A 17,106-nucleotide genomic window follows, 5' to 3' on the forward strand; every position below is an offset into this window, starting at 1 on the left:
AATAAAATCTGCCCTAAATCAATTAGGGCAGATTTAAACCCTTTTACAGGATCATGGCGGCAATCCAGCCAAAAATGATTAAAGGGATATTAAAATGAATAAAGGTAGGAATCACACTGTCTTTCATATGATCGTGCTGACCATCCATATTCAGGCCTGAGGTTGGTCCTAAAGTCGAGTCTGAGGCTGGAGAACCTGCATCTCCCAGCGCAGCCGCAGTGCCAATAAGAGCAATGGTGGCAGCAGGACTAAAGCCGAACTGGATACACAGTGGCACATAGATGATCGCCAGAATCGGCACAGTCGAAAATGAAGAGCCTATCCCCAAGGTAATCAACAGACCAATCAACAGCATCAAAAAGGCAGCCAGAGCCTGACTGTTACCAATCCAGTTGACCGATGCTTCAACCAGAGCGGGAATCTGGTTCGTCGCGTCAATCACCGCGGCAAAACCTTGTGCAGCAATCATGATAAAGCCGACCAGCGCCATCATGCGCATACCGGTAATAATCACATCATCCGCTTCTTTCCATTTAAAGATACCGGCACAGCTTAAAATCGCCACACCGACCAGACCCGCCAGAATCATTGAATCGGAATATAGCTGTACGGCCAGAGTAGCAACAACAGCCAGGCCTGCCATCCAGATGGTAAATTTTGAAATTTCCGGCTTGACCTGCTGCTCTGCTATTCCCAATTCACCCGAAATACTCTGCTGTTCTTCGACATGAATATCCTGATAATAGCGCGGCTTGCGGTAGCTGATAAACATGGCCACCAGAAGGCCCACAAACATCCCGAAGACCGGGATCGCCATCGCTCTTGGGATCTGATCATAGCTGATCTCAAAACCATAAGGCTTACCAAAGGTATTGATATTCTGACCCAGAATATCATTCAGGAAGATGGCACCAAAACCGACCGGAACCAGCATATAGGTACCGACCAGACCAAAGGTCAGCAGACAGGTAATTAAACGGCGATCCAGACTCAGATGATTAAATACCAGCAATAACGGTGGAATTAGCACCGGAATAAAAGCGATATGTACCGGAATCATATTTTGCGAGAAGATAGCCGAGATCGCGACCGTACAGAAAATCAGGTATTTCACCCGGTTTCGGGCCTTGAGGGAGACCTCACCTTTTAAGGTGCTGATCATCTTATAAGCCAGCAAGTCAGGCAGTCCAGAACGTGCCAGAGCGAGGGCAAATGCACCTAAAATACCGTAGGCCAGGGCAATTTTGGCGCCTCCACCCAGACCATTGTTAAATGCATCTAAAGTTCCCTGAAGACCCAGGCCTGCCAGCAAACCACCCGTAACAGCACCAATGACCAAGGCAAAAACCACAGGCACACGCGCCAGTGAGAGTCCAAACATGACCCCAATAGCAGCAAGAATTGCGAACATAATGAATTGAAAATAAGAGAAAACGGCTATTTTATCAGAAAATCCGGATAAAAATTCCTCTCCTTATCCTTTCATCAGTCACGATTTTTCGCGCCCTATTTTATTGGCCTGAATCGATTTCTGCTGAATAAACTGGTCAAGATAATGAGCAACTTTCTCTGGCTGGCTGAGAATCGCCCAATGATTGGCTGCCAGTTCGACCCGGGAGAAATCTTCTGCCCAAACCTGTATTTCATCGACTAAATCCGGACCCACAAAGTTGTCATACTGCAGCACAATGGCCTGTACAGGACAAATAGCAAAACGCTGTCTAGGTCGGGTTAAACGGGGTAAAAAATTGGCCCGATACAGATTAACGCCATATTTGCCATCTTTGACAATATTCTCATTTAAAGGCAAGTCATGACGATGCTCTAAATGGCTCACGATTTTATTCCAGCGTTGCGGGTTAAAACAGTTCCAGACAGCAGGCGCCAGCCAAGGCAATTGAAAAGCAGCGATATACCAGGACTTGCTGAGCTGCTTTAAAAAATTTGTCCGATTCTGCTTGAATTGCTTCCGCATCCAGAAAGCTGCATGATCCAGACAAGGCCCTGACAAGGTTGTATAAGATAGAATTCGCCCCTTAAATTCAGGGCTGGTGACTGCTTCCCAGGCTTGAATTGAGCCCCAATCGTGTGCTGCCAGATGAAAAGCCTGTCCGGGTAAAACGAAGTCGACGATTTCTTGCAAGTCCTGGGCTAAGCGTGACAAATGATAGTCACGAATTTTTTCAGGTACACTGGACTCCCCTGCACCACGCACATCGTAACTCACAATAAAATAGTTCTCGCTTAAACAGGCAATAATCGGCTCCCATACCGCCTGATGATCCGGATAACCATGAATCAGTACCAGAGCGGGCTGCCCGGCCTGCCCCCAAGTCTTGACACATAGGCGTTGCTGATCACTGGTTTGCACCCAATGGGTTGATATATTCATAACAAATTCCTTTATTTTTATTGACCATTCTATTTACAAATTGATGTAATTTATCAATGCCGGCGTAGGCGGGTTGTTCTAGTATGCTGAGCTATACAATAAAAATGAATATCAATATGAGCCTGTTTCGAAAAATTCAGCGTTTCCCTTTCATTTCCAAATTTATTCTGAATCACTATCCCCCTTATCGGGGTGCCGGCATTGTGATTGATGAAATGAACTTTGCGGATTATCACATCCGGGTAAAAATGCCCTTAACTGGCAAGAACCAGAATATCGTGGGGGTCCATTTCGGCGGTAGCCTGTATTCCATGGTGGATCCCTTTTATATGCTGCTGCTCATGCACCATTTGGGTTCCAAATATATCGTTTGGGATAAAGAAGCCTGGATTCGTTTTCTGGCTCCAGGCCGTGGCACGGTACATGCCGATATCCGGATTTCTGCAGAAGAAGTGAATACGATTATTGAGCTGGCAGCCAACCACCAGCCAGTTTATCGTCATTACCAGCTCAATATTTATGATGAATCTGGTGTACGCATTGCAGAAGTCCAGAAAACAGTTTATATCCGGCGCAAGCAGAGCAAATCCAAACCTCATGCTGAATGATCTGGCCAGGACAAAAGCCCAGATAAAATAAAAGCGCCATAAAGGCGCTTTTAGCTCTGCTCAACCGCTGTTTTAACGACGACGCTCCTGTTCGATCGCAGCACCTGCACCGCCACCAATTGCACCGCCAATGGCAGCACCGGCATTTCCACCAAAGATACTTTTACCCACAGCTGAGCCCACTGCCCCACCGACACCACTATAAGTCGCATTACGGTTTGAGCCACTTTGAGATTTACTTCCTACGGCCGCACCAGCACCACCGCCAATGGCTGCACCAGTACCACCACCTACACTATTACCTACACCACCACCAATAGCACCGCCTAGTGCCGCTGCCCCAATACGTTGTTCAGAGGCACTCATGCTTTCACAACCTGCCAACATCAGGGTAGATAGTGAGGCAATTGCAATCATACTCATATATTTTTTCATGAGATTTGTCCTTTTGGCTATTTCTTACAGCATAGATGATAAGAATGAACTTAAAATCAGTGAAATGTTACTATTACAAGTTCTATTGCTGAAATTTGTAAACAAAAAGCCTTAAAGAGTTTAAGGCTTTTGATACAGCAGTAGGGATGACTTATTCTGCTTCTGTCAGCACAACCACATCCTTGGTAGTAGTACCATTCTCTTGAACCACCGCATGAGTAATACTCTCAGTGCTGTTTGGATCTTTGAATTGATCAAGCTGAAGCGTTTTACGCACAGGCTCTTGTCCTTTCTTTAACTCTACCCCTTGAGCATCAATCGCCTTAGCTTCAGCAAGCACCACCCCCTCTTGAGTAACCTTTGATTTTATTTCAATTTTTGAGGTAGGCACAATTATGCTACCCGGCTGAATCACAGGTACAGACATTTTTTGCTCTGAAAATTGGCCAGCCTGGTCTTCCAATACTACATCTCGCGCCACCAGATCTTTACCACCATTTGAGACTTCAAAAATCGTGGCTTCCGTGGTGCGTACAGGTTGCTGACCTTTGATGGTACGAATAATCTGGGTTTTAACAATGGGCACCACACCTTTGTCTTCTAACACAATCGTATTTGGCATCGGTGCAGCCATCGTTTGGCTGGTCACTACAAATACACTGAGAGCCAGCAATTTTTGTATAAGTTTCATAGATGAATTCCCCTAGGTTTTATTCGTAAATTATTACGTTAGAAAAATGAAAGAATTTGTGTACTTATATTTTCACTATAGGAAAAATGTGAAATTTATTAAAGCTTAAAGCGAGTTTTGTAACAAAAGGATAAAAAAAGCCACCCGGAGGTGGCTTTTTTTATTTATTTAAAGGACCAATTACAGACCATTAAATTCATCATTGAATGCTTGGCTTAGCGCTTGGTCGACATCAGAGAAGTCATTGTGCAGTTCAAATTCTGCAGCTTCCGCTTCCTGACGACGACGCTCGAGGTGATAAGCCAAACCTGTACCCGCCGGGATCAGACGACCTACCACTACGTTTTCTTTCAGACCACGTAAATCATCTTCTTTACCGGTTACAGCCGCTTCAGTTAACACACGAGTTGTTTCCTGGAACGATGCAGCAGAGATGAACGAGTCAGTAGACAGCGACGCTTTGGTAATACCCATCAATTGGCGTTCATACTTCGCAGGGAACTTGTTCTGTGCCAGAACAGCTTGGTTCTCTTGCATTACACGGATGAAATCTACTTGTTCACCTTTGATGAAGCTGGTATCGCCACCATCTGTAATATCTACTTTACGCAGCATTTGACGTACGATCACTTCAATATGCTTGTCGTTGATTTTTACACCTTGCAGACGGTATACATCCTGAACTTCGTTCACGATGTAGTTGGTCAACGCCACTTCACCTTTCAGACGTAAAATGTCATGCGGGTTCTGTGGACCATCAGAAATAGTTTCACCACGGTTCACATGCTCGCCTTCGAACACGTTGATTTGACGCCATTTCGGAATCAGCTCTTCATATACTTCAGAGCCATCATCCGGTGTAATTACCAGACGGTTCTTACCTTTGGTTTCTTTACCGAAGCTGACAATACCAGACACTTCTGCAAGGATCGCATGTTCTTTCGGCTTACGCGCTTCGAACAAGTCCGCAACACGTGGCAGACCACCGGTAATATCACGGGTACGTGAAGATTCCTGTGGTACACGACCGATAACATCACCGACACCAATTGTTTCGCCATCACGCACAGAAAGAATCGTGTTCTGTGGCAGGAAGTAGAACTGCTCGGCACCATCAACAGTATCTAATACCACTGCTGGACGTAAGTCTTTACCAGATACTGGACGTGCAGTCACTGGCAGGATTTCAACAGTGGTCATACCCGTTGCATCATCGGTTTTCGATGTTGCAGTTACACCGTCAGCGATTTGGCTGAAGCGAATCTTACCAGCAACTTCTGTCACCAGTGGATGTGTATGCGGATCCCAAGTGGCTACGATACCGCCTGCTTCCACAGTCTCGCCATCTTTCAGCAAGATAGACGCACCGTATGGCAGTTTATAGCGCTCGCGCTCACGGCCTAAATCATCCGCAATACCGATTTCACCTGAACGTGAAGTCGATACCTGATGACCTTTGGCATGCTGTACAGTTTTCACGTTGTGGAAACGTACAGTACCTTTGTTACGAACCTGTACGCTGTTCGCAGCAGAAGTTCGGCTTGCCGCACCACCGACGTGGAAGGTACGCATCGTTAACTGTGTACCCGGCTCACCAATCGATTGAGCAGCCATAACACCTACAGATTCACCCGGGTTCACCAGATGACCGCGCGCAAGGTCACGACCATAACACTTCGCACATACACCGAAAGTCGATTCACAAGATACAACTGAACGTACTTTCACTTCGTCGACACCTTGCTCTTCCAGGAAGTTTGCAAGCTTTTCGTCGATCAATGTGTTACGCGGCAGAATCACGTCATCTGAACCGGCTTTCTTCACATCTTCTGCAACCACACGACCCAGAACTCGAGTCCCCAAGTTCTCGATCACGTCACCACCCTGAATGAATGGAGTCATTACCAGACCAGACAAGGTGCCACAATCCGGTTCCGTAATGACCAAGTCTTGTGCAACGTCAACCAGACGACGTGTCAGATAACCCGAGTTCGCAGTTTTCAATGCAGTATCGGCCAAACCTTTACGCGCACCGTGCGTCGAGATGAAGTACTGCAGTACGGTCAAACCTTCACGGAAGTTGGCTTTAATTGGGGTTTCAATGATCGAACCATCCGGTTTCGCCATCAAACCACGCATACCCGCCAACTGACGGATCTGAGCTGCGGAACCACGGGCACCGGAGTCAGACATCATATAGATCGAGTTGAATGATTTCTGTTTCTCGTCTTCACCCTGTTTGTTTTTCACAGTGGTGAATGACAAGTTGTCCATCATCGCTTTGGCAACCTGGTCGTTGGTACGTGCCCAAATATCGACCACTTTGTTATAGCGCTCACCAGCAGTGACGAAACCTTGTTCAAACTGTTGTTCGATTTCACGAACTTCAGCTTCAGCTTTACCAATGATAATTTCTTTTTGTGGTGGAATGACCATGTCTTCCATACCCACAGAAACACCTGAACGCGTCGCTTGACGGAAGCCCAAGTACATCAATTGGTCAGCAAAAATAACGGTATCTTTCAGACCCAGCTTACGGTAGCAAGAGTTGATTAACTTAGAGATGTTCTTTTTGGTCATCTCCACGTTAATTTGCTCAAAGCTTAAACCTTCTGGCACAACTTCCCACAGCAGACAGCGACCAGGCGTGGTATCAACAATAATTGTTTGTTGTTCACGTTCGCCATTTTCATTAATTACAGTCTGATGTACACGGGCTTTAACACGAGCGTGCAGGTCAACCTGACCTGTTGCCAATGCGCGGTTGACTTCATGCGTATCCGCGAACACCATGCCTTCACCTTTGGCATTCACTGCATCACGAGTGATGTAGTAAAGACCCAAGACCACGTCCTGAGACGGTACGATGATCGGCTCACCGTTGGCTGGAGACAGAATGTTGTTGGTTGACATCATTAACGCACGAGCTTCTAACTGAGCTTCAAGTGTTAATGGAACGTGGACCGCCATCTGGTCACCGTCAAAGTCGGCGTTAAACGCAGCACAGACGAGCGGATGCAGACGGATTGCCTTACCTTCAATCAGAATCGGTTCAAATGCTTGCAGGCCTAAACGGTGAAGAGTTGGCGCACGGTTCAACATCACTGGATGCTGACGAATCACAGAAGCCAGTACGTCCCAAACTTCTGGAGTCTCGCGCTCCACCATTTTCTTCGCAGCTTTAATGGTGGTGGCTTGGCCAGATGCTTGCAGTTTCGCGAAAATAAACGGCTTGAATAATTCAAGAGCCATTTTTTTCGGAAGACCACATTGGTGTAAACGCAGGTTTGGACCAACAGTAATTACCGAACGACCCGAGTAGTCAACACGCTTACCAAGTAAGTTCTGACGGAAACGACCCTGTTTACCTTTGATCATGTCTGCCAAAGATTTCAATGGACGTTTGTTTGAACCAGTAATGGCACGACCACGACGACCGTTATCTAACAGCGCATCGACAGACTCTTGCAACATACGTTTTTCGTTACGTACGATGATGTCTGGCGCTGCAAGGTCAAGAAGACGTTTCAAACGGTTGTTACGGTTGATCACACGACGGTAAAGATCGTTCAGGTCAGATGTCGCAAAACGACCACCTTCAAGCGGAACCAGCGGACGAAGATCAGGTGGAAGTACTGGAAGTACAGTCAGTACCATCCATTCTGGCTTGTTGTTTGACTCTTTAAACGCTTCCATCAACTTCAAACGCTTAGACGCTTTTTTCAGCTTGGTCTCTGACGTTGTGTTTGGAATTTCTTCACGTAGACGTGAAATTTCGTTTTCAAGATCGATGTCTTTTAACAAATCCTGAACAGCTTCTGCACCCATTTTCGCAGTGAATTCATCACCGTGTTCTTCTAGCGCATTGAAGTATTCTTCATCGTTCAGAAGCTGGTATTTCTCAAATGGCGTCATACCTGGGTCAGTGACCACATATGATTCAAAATACAATACACGTTCGATATCACGCAGTGTCATATCTAATAACAGACCGATACGGCTCGGCAGTGATTTCAGGAACCAGATATGCGCAACTGGAGATGCCAGTTCGATGTGACCCATACGCTCACGACGAACTTTGGCAGTCGTTACTTCAACGCCACATTTTTCACAAATGACGCCTTTGTATTTCATACGCTTGTATTTGCCACACAAGCATTCGTAATCTTTAACTGGACCAAAAATTTTGGCACAGAATAAACCATCACGTTCAGGCTTGAACGTACGGTAGTTAATGGTTTCCGGTTTTTTAACTTCACCATGAGACCACGACTTAATCATTTCTGGTGACGCAAGACCAATACGGATGCGGTCAAACTCTACAGGAGCATGACCGTCTGAATCCGTCTTTTTGCGCATGATATCGAGCAAGTCTTTCAATTTTTTTCTCCGTGTGTTGTGGAGATTTTCGCTACACAACTGGGTCACAAATATTGTTTTTAACTGAATATCCTCCTTCAGTCCCCCCTTTATTACAGGAGGGAAGCTCCAGAGCGCATTAAGCGCCGGAACTCCCCTTTTTTTAAGGGATCAGGAGGATTAATGGTTATTTAGTCACCATTTTTCAGTTCAATGTTGATACCTAAAGAACGGATCTCTTTGGTCAATACGTTGAACGATTCAGGCATACCTGGGTCCATATAATGGTTACCATCTACAATATTCTTATAGATACGGGTACGACCTTCAACGTCATCCGACTTCACAGTGAGCATTTCCTGAAGCGTATATGCTGCACCGTATGCCTCTAGTGCCCAGACTTCCATCTCACCGAAACGCTGACCACCGAATTGTGCTTTACCACCCAGTGGCTGCTGTGTAACAAGTGAGTAAGAACCAGTAGAACGTGCATGCATCTTGTCATCCACCAAGTGGTTCAGTTTCAGCATGTACATATAACCTACTGTTACAGGGCGGTCAAAACGCTCACCTGTACGGCCATCATAAAGTACAGTTTGACCCGTACGTGACAAGCCAGCCAGCTCCAATAACTCTTTGATCTGACCTTCTTCAGCACCATCAAATACTGGTGTTGCCAAAGGAACACCTGCACGCAGGTTGCCAGAAAGTAACAAGATTTCATCATCAGTCAGACTATCAAGATCTTCCTGCTTACCACCGACCTTATTGTAAATCTTGTCCAGGAATTCACGCAGCTCGGCAATTTGACGCTGTTCTTTCAGCATCTTGTCGATCTGGTCGCCCAAGCCTTTCGCCGCCATACCCAAGTGAGTTTCCAGAATCTGACCCACGTTCATACGAGATGGTACACCGAGCGGGTTCAGTACGATATCAACAGGCACACCGTTGGCATCGTGTGGCATGTCTTCTACCGGCAGGATGTTAGATACTACACCCTTGTTACCGTGACGACCCGCCATCTTATCACCTGGCTGGATACGACGTTTGACCGCCAGATAAACCTTAACAACTTTCAGAACACCCGTTGTGAGTTCATCGCCTGTAGACAGTTTGCGTTTCTTCTCAGCGAATTTCTCATCGATCTCGAGGCTCTTCTCTTTCAAGAACACCTGGATCTGGGTTAAACGTTCTGCAATTGCTTCATCTACCGGCTGGATTTCAAGCAGGTCAACCAGCTCTAAACCAGACAATACATCTTCAGACAGTTTATCGCCGCGTTTAGTGGTACCGCCGCCATTCGATTCCTGACCTTTCAACAGGCGAACAATACGTTCACGTGCCGCTTCTTCAAAGATTTTATATTCTTCTTTCAAATCTTTGCGGTAAGCGTCCAGCTGTGCTTTTTCAATTGCTTGAGCACGGTCGTCTTTTTCCAGACCATCACGTGTAAACACTTGAACATCGATTACGGTCCCTTTGGTGCCTGATGGAACGCGAAGTGATGAATCTTTCACATCAGCTGCTTTTTCACCGAAGATTGCACGTAGCAGTTTTTCTTCCGGAGTAAGCTGTGTTTCACCTTTAGGCGTTACTTTACCGACCAGGATATCACCTGCAGTTACTTCAGCACCGATATAAACGATACCAGACTCATCTAGCTTAGACAGAGCCGCTTCACCCACGTTTGGAATATCAGCAGTGATTTCTTCTGCACCCAGTTTGGTATCACGTGCAACACATGATAATTCCTGGATGTGAATAGACGTTAAACGGTCTTCCTGAAGTACACGCTCAGATAGCAAGATCGAGTCTTCGTAGTTGTAACCGTTCCAAGTCATGAACGCGACACGCATGTTTTGACCCAGTGCAAGCTCACCACCATCCGTCGAAGGACCATCAGCCAGCACGTCACCACGGCCTACTTTATCACCCAGGCTCACCAGAACTTTCTGGTTGATACAGGTGTTCTGGTTCGAACGCGTGTATTTGATCAGGTTGTAGATATCTACACCTGCTTCGCCCGCCACCATTTCGTCTTCATTCACACGAATAACGACACGAGAAGCATCAACAAATTCAATACGGCCACCACGTTTCGCGATCACACATACACCAGAGTCATGTGCTACGTTCGCTTCCATACCGGTACCAACCAGTGGCTTGTCAGCGATTAACGTAGGAACAGCCTGACGCTGCATGTTTGAACCCATCAGTGCACGGTTGGCATCATCGTGCTCAAGGAATGGAATCAGTGATGCGGCTACCGAAACGACCTGCTGGGCAGAGACATCCATATGTGTCACTTTTTCTGGTGGAATTCGTACAAATTCACCTTGGTAACGTACAGATACGAACTCTTCAGTCAGGTTACCGTTTTTATCTACTGCAGAGTCAGCCTGTGCAATCACAGTGCCTACTTCTTCAATTGCAGACAGATATTCAACTTCCTCTGTTACACGACCATCCACGACTTTACGGTATGGTGTTTCCAGGAAACCGAAGTTGTTACATTTTGCATAAACTGAAAGCGAGTTGATCAAACCAATGTTTGGACCTTCAGGCGTTTCAATTGGACAGACGCGACCATAGTGAGTCTGGTGTACGTCACGCACTTCAAAGCCAGCACGTTCACGTGTCAAACCACCTGGCCCAAGCGCGGATACACGACGCTTGTGGGTAATCTCGGACAACGGGTTGTTCTGGTCCATGAACTGGGACAACTGGCTTGAACCAAAGAATTCCTTGATCGCAGCAGCCACTGGCTTCGCATTGATTAAATCTTGCGGAGATAGGTTGTCAGTTTCAGCTTGTGATAAACGCTCTTTTACCGCGCGTTCTACACGTACCAGACCTACACGGAACTGGTTCTCAGTCATTTCACCTACTGAACGCACACGACGGTTACCCAAGTGGTCGATATCGTCGACTTCACCTTTACCGTTACGGATTTCAACCAATGTTTTTAATACATCAGTGATATCTTCGTTCGACAAAATGCCTTCAACTTCACGTGACTTCTGGTCTGTACCGACTTCGTAAGGACGACCTAAACGACGGTTGAACTTCATACGACCTACTGGAGACAGGTCATAACGCTCAGACGAGAAGAACAGGTTATTGAACAGGTTTTCAGCCGCTTCTTTTGTTGGCGGCTCACCTGGACGCATCACTTTATAGATTTCAACCAGGGCTTCTTCACGGCCAGTTGTGGTATCTGCACGCAAAGTATCTGCGACGAAAGGACCACGGTCGATATCATTGGTGAACAGAATGTTAAACTGCTTCACACCGCCTTCAGCAATTTTGACCATCACTTCATGGCCAAGTACAGTATTGGCAGCAATCACTTCCCCATCTTTCAGGGCAATGTCTTCAGCCGTAATACGCTCATACAGGTATTCATCAGGAACTGAAAGCTTGGTCAGGCCAGAAGCTTCCATTTGACGAACATGACGCGCGTTAATACGTTTACCTTGTTCAACAATTACTTTGCCATCATTATCAGTGATATCGAACTGAGCCATTTCACCGCGCAGACGCTCAGGAACCAGGTCAATCTGGTAGCTGCCCATATCCAGATATACAGGCACTTTCTCGTAGAACATGTCGAGAATCTGTTCGTTGCTATAACCTAAAGCACGCAGTACGACAGTCGCCAGCAATTTACGACGACGGTCAATACGTACATAGACTAGATCTTTGGCATCAAACTCAAAATCTAACCATGAGCCACGGTAAGGAATAATACGTGCAGAATAAAGAACCTTACCACTAGAATGAGTCTTGCCTTTATCGTGGTCGAAGAACACACCTGGTGAACGGTGCAATTGCGACACGATGACACGCTCAGTACCATTGATCACAAAAGTACCGTTATCTGTCATCAGTGGCATTTCGCCCATGTAGACTTCTTGTTCACGTACGTCTTTAATAGATTTCGTTTCACGATCTTTCAGGATCAAACGAATTTTTACGCGCATTGGTGCGGCATAAGTTGAGCCACGAAGAATACATTCGCGTACATCAAACTCAGGCTTACCAAGACTATACTCAACAAATTCTAAAGCAGCATTGCCAGAATAACTTTCAATAGGAAAAACTGAACGAAATGCGGCTTGGAGACCGATATCTTCGCGGTTTTTTGGTAATTTGCCATCTTGTAAGAATGTTCTGTACGAGTCGACTTGAATCGCGAGCAAGTACGGAGCATCCATGATGTTAGGCAATTTACCAAAATTCTTACGGATCCGTTTCTTTTCGGTATATGAGTATGCCATCTGGAGTCCTCGGAAAGTGTAAACCAAGCCCGCCTGCAGAACGGACTTAGAAGGAATTACGCCGGCCAATATGGCCACCACTGTTTACAAATGCTGCAATTTTTAGTGGTATTAAAACGCTTAACAATATTTTTTTACCGAAAAATATTGTTAAGCGTTTGTGTACATTATGTTTATTTTTAATTTGTATGATTTTTATATCATGCAAACAAAAATCGAGCCGATTATTGTAACGCAAAAAGGCTGATGACCCAATAGCCATCAGCCAATTTTTGGAGCCGATTACAAAAAACCCGACTCCCTTAAGAAATTACTTAAGTGTAACTGTAGCACCAGCTTCTTCAAGTTTCTTCTTAAGTTCTTCACCTTCTTCTTTAGAAACAGCTTCTTTGATCACTGAAGGAGCGCCTTCAACTAGATCTTTAGCTTCTTTAAGACCAAGGCCAGTTGCTTCACGAACTGCTTTAATTACAGCAACTTTGTTCGCGCCGAAAGAAGTCAACTCAACGTTGAATTCTGATTGCTCTTCAGCAGCAGCACCAGCAGCGCCAGGAGCAGCAGCAACAGCTACAGCAGCAGCAGAAACGTTGAATTTCTCTTCAAAAGCAGAAATAAGTTCAACAAGTTCAAGAACAGTTTTTTCAGCAACTGCGTTTAGGATTTCTTCGTTAGTTAAAGCCATGAGAATAACTCCAAATGGAAATTGAATGGTGTGTAAATTGATTTAAGCTTATGCAGCTTCTGACTCGTTTTTCTCTTTGAGCGCAGTAATAAGGCGACCCAATTTCGAAATAGGAGCTTGAAGAACGTTTGCAAGCATAGTAAGCGCTTTTTCTTGGTTCGGAAGGTTTGCGATAACGCTAACTTCAGCACCTTCATAAACCTTACCGTCAAATGCAGCAGCTTTAAGTTCAAATGCTTTGTTAGTTTTAGCAAATTCTTCGAACAAACGAGCAGCAGCACCCATGTCGTCTTCAGAAGTTGAGAAAGCCAAGATCGTTGGGCCAACAAGGTTGTCATTCAAGATATTGAATTGAGTATCTTGAAGAGCACGTTTAGCCAAAGTATTACGTACAACACGTGTAGCAACACCCAGTTTACGCGCTTCAACACGTAGAGCAGTTAACTGTCCTACGGTTAAACCTTGATAGTCAGCAACAACAGCAGCATACGCAGTAGAAGCGACTTCAGCGACTTCAGCTACGATCTGTTTTTTGCCTTCGATAAGAAGAGCCATTGTAAAACCTCCTAACGGTGATTTATGTGCTTACGCGAAGCACACTCCCAATTCGTTAACCCATCACTGGACTAACACGCGGAGGATGAACAAATCACACCACCGCGTCTACGCGGGCTGGGCTATTAAGAGCGGAGCATAAAACTCCGCCCGCCCGCGGTCTTTGACGCTGATAAATTTTCATTTATCAATTCAAAGTTTGCCTAAATTATCCCCTCTCCTTATAGGAGAGGGCTAGGGAGAGGTTTAACCCTCTTCCTGACCTTCTCCCAGAGGGAGAAGGAGACAGCTTCAGGGCTTTAAAATTCTTTCTTAATCAGCGAGATTAAGCAGTAACGTTTGCCACATCAACGATCAGACCAGGACCCATAGTTGAGCTCAAAGTGATCTTTTTGATGTATACGCCTTTAGAAGTCGCAGGTTTTAACTTTTTCAAGTCAGCAACCAAAGCCTCAACGTTTTGACGAACCGCTTCAGCAGAGAAACCTACTTGACCAATTGCAGCGTGGATAATACCTGCTTTGTCTACGCGGTAACGTGCTTGACCAGCTTTTGCATTTTTAACTGCAGTGGCTACGTCAGGAGTTACAGTACCCACTTTAGGGTTTGGCATTAAGCCACGTGGACCAAGGATCGTACCCAGCTTACCTACAACGCGCATTGCATCTGGAGCAGCAATCACAACGTCGAAATCAAGGTTACCCGCCTGGATGCTTTCAGCCAGATCGTCGAAACCAACAACGTCTGCGCCTTCAGCTTTAGCCGCTTCAGCAGCAGCACCTTGAGCGAATACAGCTACACGTACAGTTTTACCAGTACCTGCAGGAAGAGTCGTTGCACCACGCACAACCTGGTCAGATTTACGAGGGTCAACACCTAGGTTTACTGCAATATCCAAAGATTCTTTGAATTTAGGAGCTGGAAGGCTCTCTAAAACTGCAACAGCTTCTTCTAGCGTGTAAACCTTGTTCGCTTCTACAGCAGCCACGATCGCTTTTTGACGTTTAGTTAATTTAGCCATGTCTTAAAGCTCCACATCCAAGCCCATAGAACGCGCAGAACCAGCAATGGTACGTACACGTGCGTCTAAATCAGCACCAGTAAGATCTGGTTCTTTAGTAGTCGCAATTTCTTCGATTTGAGCACGAGTCAACTTACCAACTTTAGTTTTGTTAGGTACAGCTGAACCCTTCTGGATACCCGCAGCTTTCTTAAGAAGAATCGCAGCAGGTGGAGTTTTCATGATGAATGTGAACGACTTGTCGTTGTACACAGTGATCACGACTGGAATTGGCAGACCAGCTTCAAGTTTTTGTGTAGCAGCATTGAATTCTTTACAGAATGCCATGATGTTTACACCACGTTGACCTAGTGCAGGACCAATCGGTGGAGATGGATTCGCTTTACCAGCTGGAACTTGCAGCTTGATATAGCCGTCAATCTTCTTAGCCATTTCAAATTACCTCTGGGTACAAACGCCGATGAAGGCTCCCCAACATTTACGCAACGCTACCGTTACAACAACAATGCCCGAGCTTAAAAAAGTCGGGCGCTTTCAACCAAGACCAGCTAGATTGCTTTTTCGACTTGACGAAATTCCAATTCAACTTGAGTTGGTCGGTTAAATACATTAATCGTCAACGTTAAACGTGACTTTTCGTAAAGAACTTCTTCCACCACGCCTTTAAAGTCAGTGAATGGACCGTCAATTACAAGTAATTCTTCGCCTGGTTCAAACATCGTCTTCGGACGAGGTGCTTCACCAGTATTGCGTACACGCGCCAGAATCGCATCAGCTTCTTTTTGCGTAATTGGAGCTGGCTTTTCTGCCGTACCCCCAATAAAGCCAAGGACTTTTGGACACTCTTTTACGATATGCCAAGTATCATCATTCATTTCCATTTCGACCAATACATAGCCTGGAAAGAACTTACGCTCTGATTTACGTTTCTTGCCATCCTTCATCTCTACCACTTCTTCGGTAGGAACAAGGACTTCACCAAAGCTATCGGCAACAGCGCTACGCTGGATTCGATCATTAAGCGAACGCATCACTTGTTTTTCATAGCCTGAATAGGCATGAATAATGTACCAACGTTTCATAGCTCTCTTACCCGATAATAAACTTCATTAACCAGCCTAAAATATAGTCAAAACACCATAATAAAATGGCTGCTACAACTACAACTACAAGGACATGCCAAGATGTGGTCACGGTCTCTTGTTTGGTAGGCCAGGTTACTCGACGTAACTCGATTCGTGCATCTTTAACAAGACGAACAAAGCCTTTGCCTTGATGGGTGGCGTATAATAAACCGAATGCCACAACGATACAAGCCAAAATTACCCCAACACGCACCCAAATATCATTCGCGGGTGCCCAGTATGCAGGTAAATATTGGTTTACCATCATCGCACCTACCAATAAAATCAAGGCGATAATCCACAGAACCACGTCCAATGGAGAACCTGAACTTACATCTACAGCAGGATTATTTCTTTGAGGAATTGCCGCTTCGCTTAATGCGTCGCGTGATTTATCATTCGACATTTTTGTACTCGTCGTAGGTTTCGCGACTTATTATATGACCAGTTTTGCCGACATCAAGCGTCTTTAAAAAAAACTTGGCAGGCCAGGAGGGACTCGAACCCCCAACATTCGGTTTTGGAGACCGACGCTCTACCAATTGAACTACTGGCCTGTAAAACAAACTGGAGCCTAAACCCCAGCTTGTTTTTACTATTCTATGATTATGCAGTTACTTTAGCAACTACACCAGCACCTACTGTACGACCACCTTCACGGATCGCAAAACGCAGACCTGGGTCCATTGCGATTGGGTGGATCAGCTCTACTGACATCTCAACGTTGTCACCAGGCATAACCATTTCCACACCTTCTTTCAACTGGATCGCACCAGTTACGTCAGTTGTACGGAAATAGAACTGTGGACGGTAACCGTTCAGGAATGGAGTGTGACGACCACCTTCTTCTTTAGAAAGTACGTATACTTCCGCATCGAATTTAGTGTGTGGCTTGATTGAACCTGGTTTAGCCAATACTTGACCACGTTGTACGTCTTCACGCTTAGTACCACGAAGAA

The 17,106-nt window shown here is 45.6% G+C and carries 13 protein-coding genes, 1 tRNA gene and 1 pseudogene; 1 reads left to right on the forward strand and 14 read right to left on the reverse strand.

Features of this window, described 5'->3' with window-relative positions; translation table 11 throughout:
- Window positions 1-43: 43 nt before the first annotated feature.
- Both E2K74_RS10205 and E2K74_RS10210 read right to left on the reverse strand, forming a co-directional pair.
- Complete coding sequence (locus E2K74_RS10205; protein ID WP_151207413.1) at window positions 44-1,411, reverse strand: Na+/H+ antiporter family protein; 1,368 nt, start codon at window positions 1,409-1,411, stop codon at window positions 44-46.
- A gap of 78 nt (window positions 1,412-1,489) precedes the next feature.
- Window positions 1,490-2,392, reverse strand: coding sequence for an alpha/beta fold hydrolase (locus E2K74_RS10210; protein WP_151207415.1), 903 nt, complete (start codon window positions 2,390-2,392; stop codon window positions 1,490-1,492).
- 116 nt (window positions 2,393-2,508) lie between these two features.
- On the opposite strand from E2K74_RS10210, the gene E2K74_RS10215 reads away from it, so the two are divergent.
- The gene (locus E2K74_RS10215; RefSeq protein WP_171480680.1) at window positions 2,509-3,000 is read left to right on the forward strand and encodes a DUF4442 domain-containing protein; all 492 of its coding nucleotides are present in this window, start codon (window positions 2,509-2,511) and stop codon (window positions 2,998-3,000) included.
- A 72-nt stretch (window positions 3,001-3,072) separates the two neighbouring features.
- Here the strand turns inward: E2K74_RS10215 and E2K74_RS10220 are convergent, their stop codons facing one another.
- The 12 genes and pseudogenes from E2K74_RS10220 to E2K74_RS10275 form a co-directional block, all read right to left on the reverse strand.
- On the reverse strand, window positions 3,073-3,435 hold the full coding sequence (locus E2K74_RS10220) for a DNA transfer protein p32 (RefSeq protein ID WP_151207419.1): 363 nt from the start codon (window positions 3,433-3,435) through the stop codon (window positions 3,073-3,075).
- A gap of 151 nt (window positions 3,436-3,586) precedes the next feature.
- Window positions 3,587-4,126, reverse strand: a complete 540-nt coding sequence (locus E2K74_RS10225) for a hypothetical protein (RefSeq protein WP_151207421.1) — start codon at window positions 4,124-4,126, stop codon at window positions 3,587-3,589.
- 180 nt (window positions 4,127-4,306) lie between these two features.
- Window positions 4,307-8,506 carry a DNA-directed RNA polymerase subunit beta' gene (gene rpoC / locus E2K74_RS10230; RefSeq protein ID WP_151207423.1) on the reverse strand — a complete coding sequence of 1,400 codons (4,200 nt, stop codon included), beginning with the start codon at window positions 8,504-8,506 and terminating at the stop codon, window positions 4,307-4,309.
- Window positions 8,507-8,676: 170 nt separating this feature from the next.
- Window positions 8,677-12,765: a DNA-directed RNA polymerase subunit beta gene (gene rpoB / locus E2K74_RS10235; protein ID WP_151207425.1), complete on the reverse strand. Its 4,089-nt coding sequence runs from the start codon at window positions 12,763-12,765 to the stop codon at window positions 8,677-8,679.
- Between the two features lie 310 nt (window positions 12,766-13,075).
- Window positions 13,076-13,447: a 50S ribosomal protein L7/L12 gene (rplL, locus tag E2K74_RS10240; RefSeq protein ID WP_151204489.1), complete on the reverse strand. Its 372-nt coding sequence runs from the start codon at window positions 13,445-13,447 to the stop codon at window positions 13,076-13,078.
- 48 nt (window positions 13,448-13,495) lie between these two features.
- A complete protein-coding gene (gene rplJ / locus E2K74_RS10245; RefSeq protein ID WP_151204490.1) occupies window positions 13,496-14,002 on the reverse strand; it encodes a 50S ribosomal protein L10 in 507 nt (168 codons plus the stop codon).
- Between the two features lie 325 nt (window positions 14,003-14,327).
- The gene (gene rplA / locus E2K74_RS10250; RefSeq protein ID WP_151204491.1) at window positions 14,328-15,023 is read right to left on the reverse strand and encodes a 50S ribosomal protein L1; all 696 of its coding nucleotides are present in this window, start codon (window positions 15,021-15,023) and stop codon (window positions 14,328-14,330) included.
- A gap of 3 nt (window positions 15,024-15,026) precedes the next feature.
- The gene (gene rplK, locus E2K74_RS10255; protein ID WP_151204492.1) at window positions 15,027-15,455 is read right to left on the reverse strand and encodes a 50S ribosomal protein L11; all 429 of its coding nucleotides are present in this window, start codon (window positions 15,453-15,455) and stop codon (window positions 15,027-15,029) included.
- A 116-nt stretch (window positions 15,456-15,571) separates the two neighbouring features.
- On the reverse strand, window positions 15,572-16,105 hold the full coding sequence (gene nusG / locus E2K74_RS10260) for a transcription termination/antitermination protein NusG (protein WP_151204493.1): 534 nt from the start codon (window positions 16,103-16,105) through the stop codon (window positions 15,572-15,574).
- Between the two features lie 7 nt (window positions 16,106-16,112).
- Entirely contained in the window at window positions 16,113-16,553 is a 441-nt protein-coding gene (secE, locus tag E2K74_RS10265; RefSeq protein WP_151207427.1) for a preprotein translocase subunit SecE, read from the reverse strand.
- A gap of 75 nt (window positions 16,554-16,628) precedes the next feature.
- Window positions 16,629-16,704 (reverse strand) — tRNA-Trp (locus E2K74_RS10270).
- 49 nt (window positions 16,705-16,753) lie between these two features.
- Window positions 16,754-17,106 (reverse strand): annotated as a pseudogene (locus E2K74_RS10275) (elongation factor Tu); the annotation flags it as partial.

This window comes from Acinetobacter sp. RF15B (assembly GCF_007558235.1).
GTDB lineage: Bacteria > Pseudomonadota > Gammaproteobacteria > Pseudomonadales > Moraxellaceae > Acinetobacter > Acinetobacter lwoffii_C.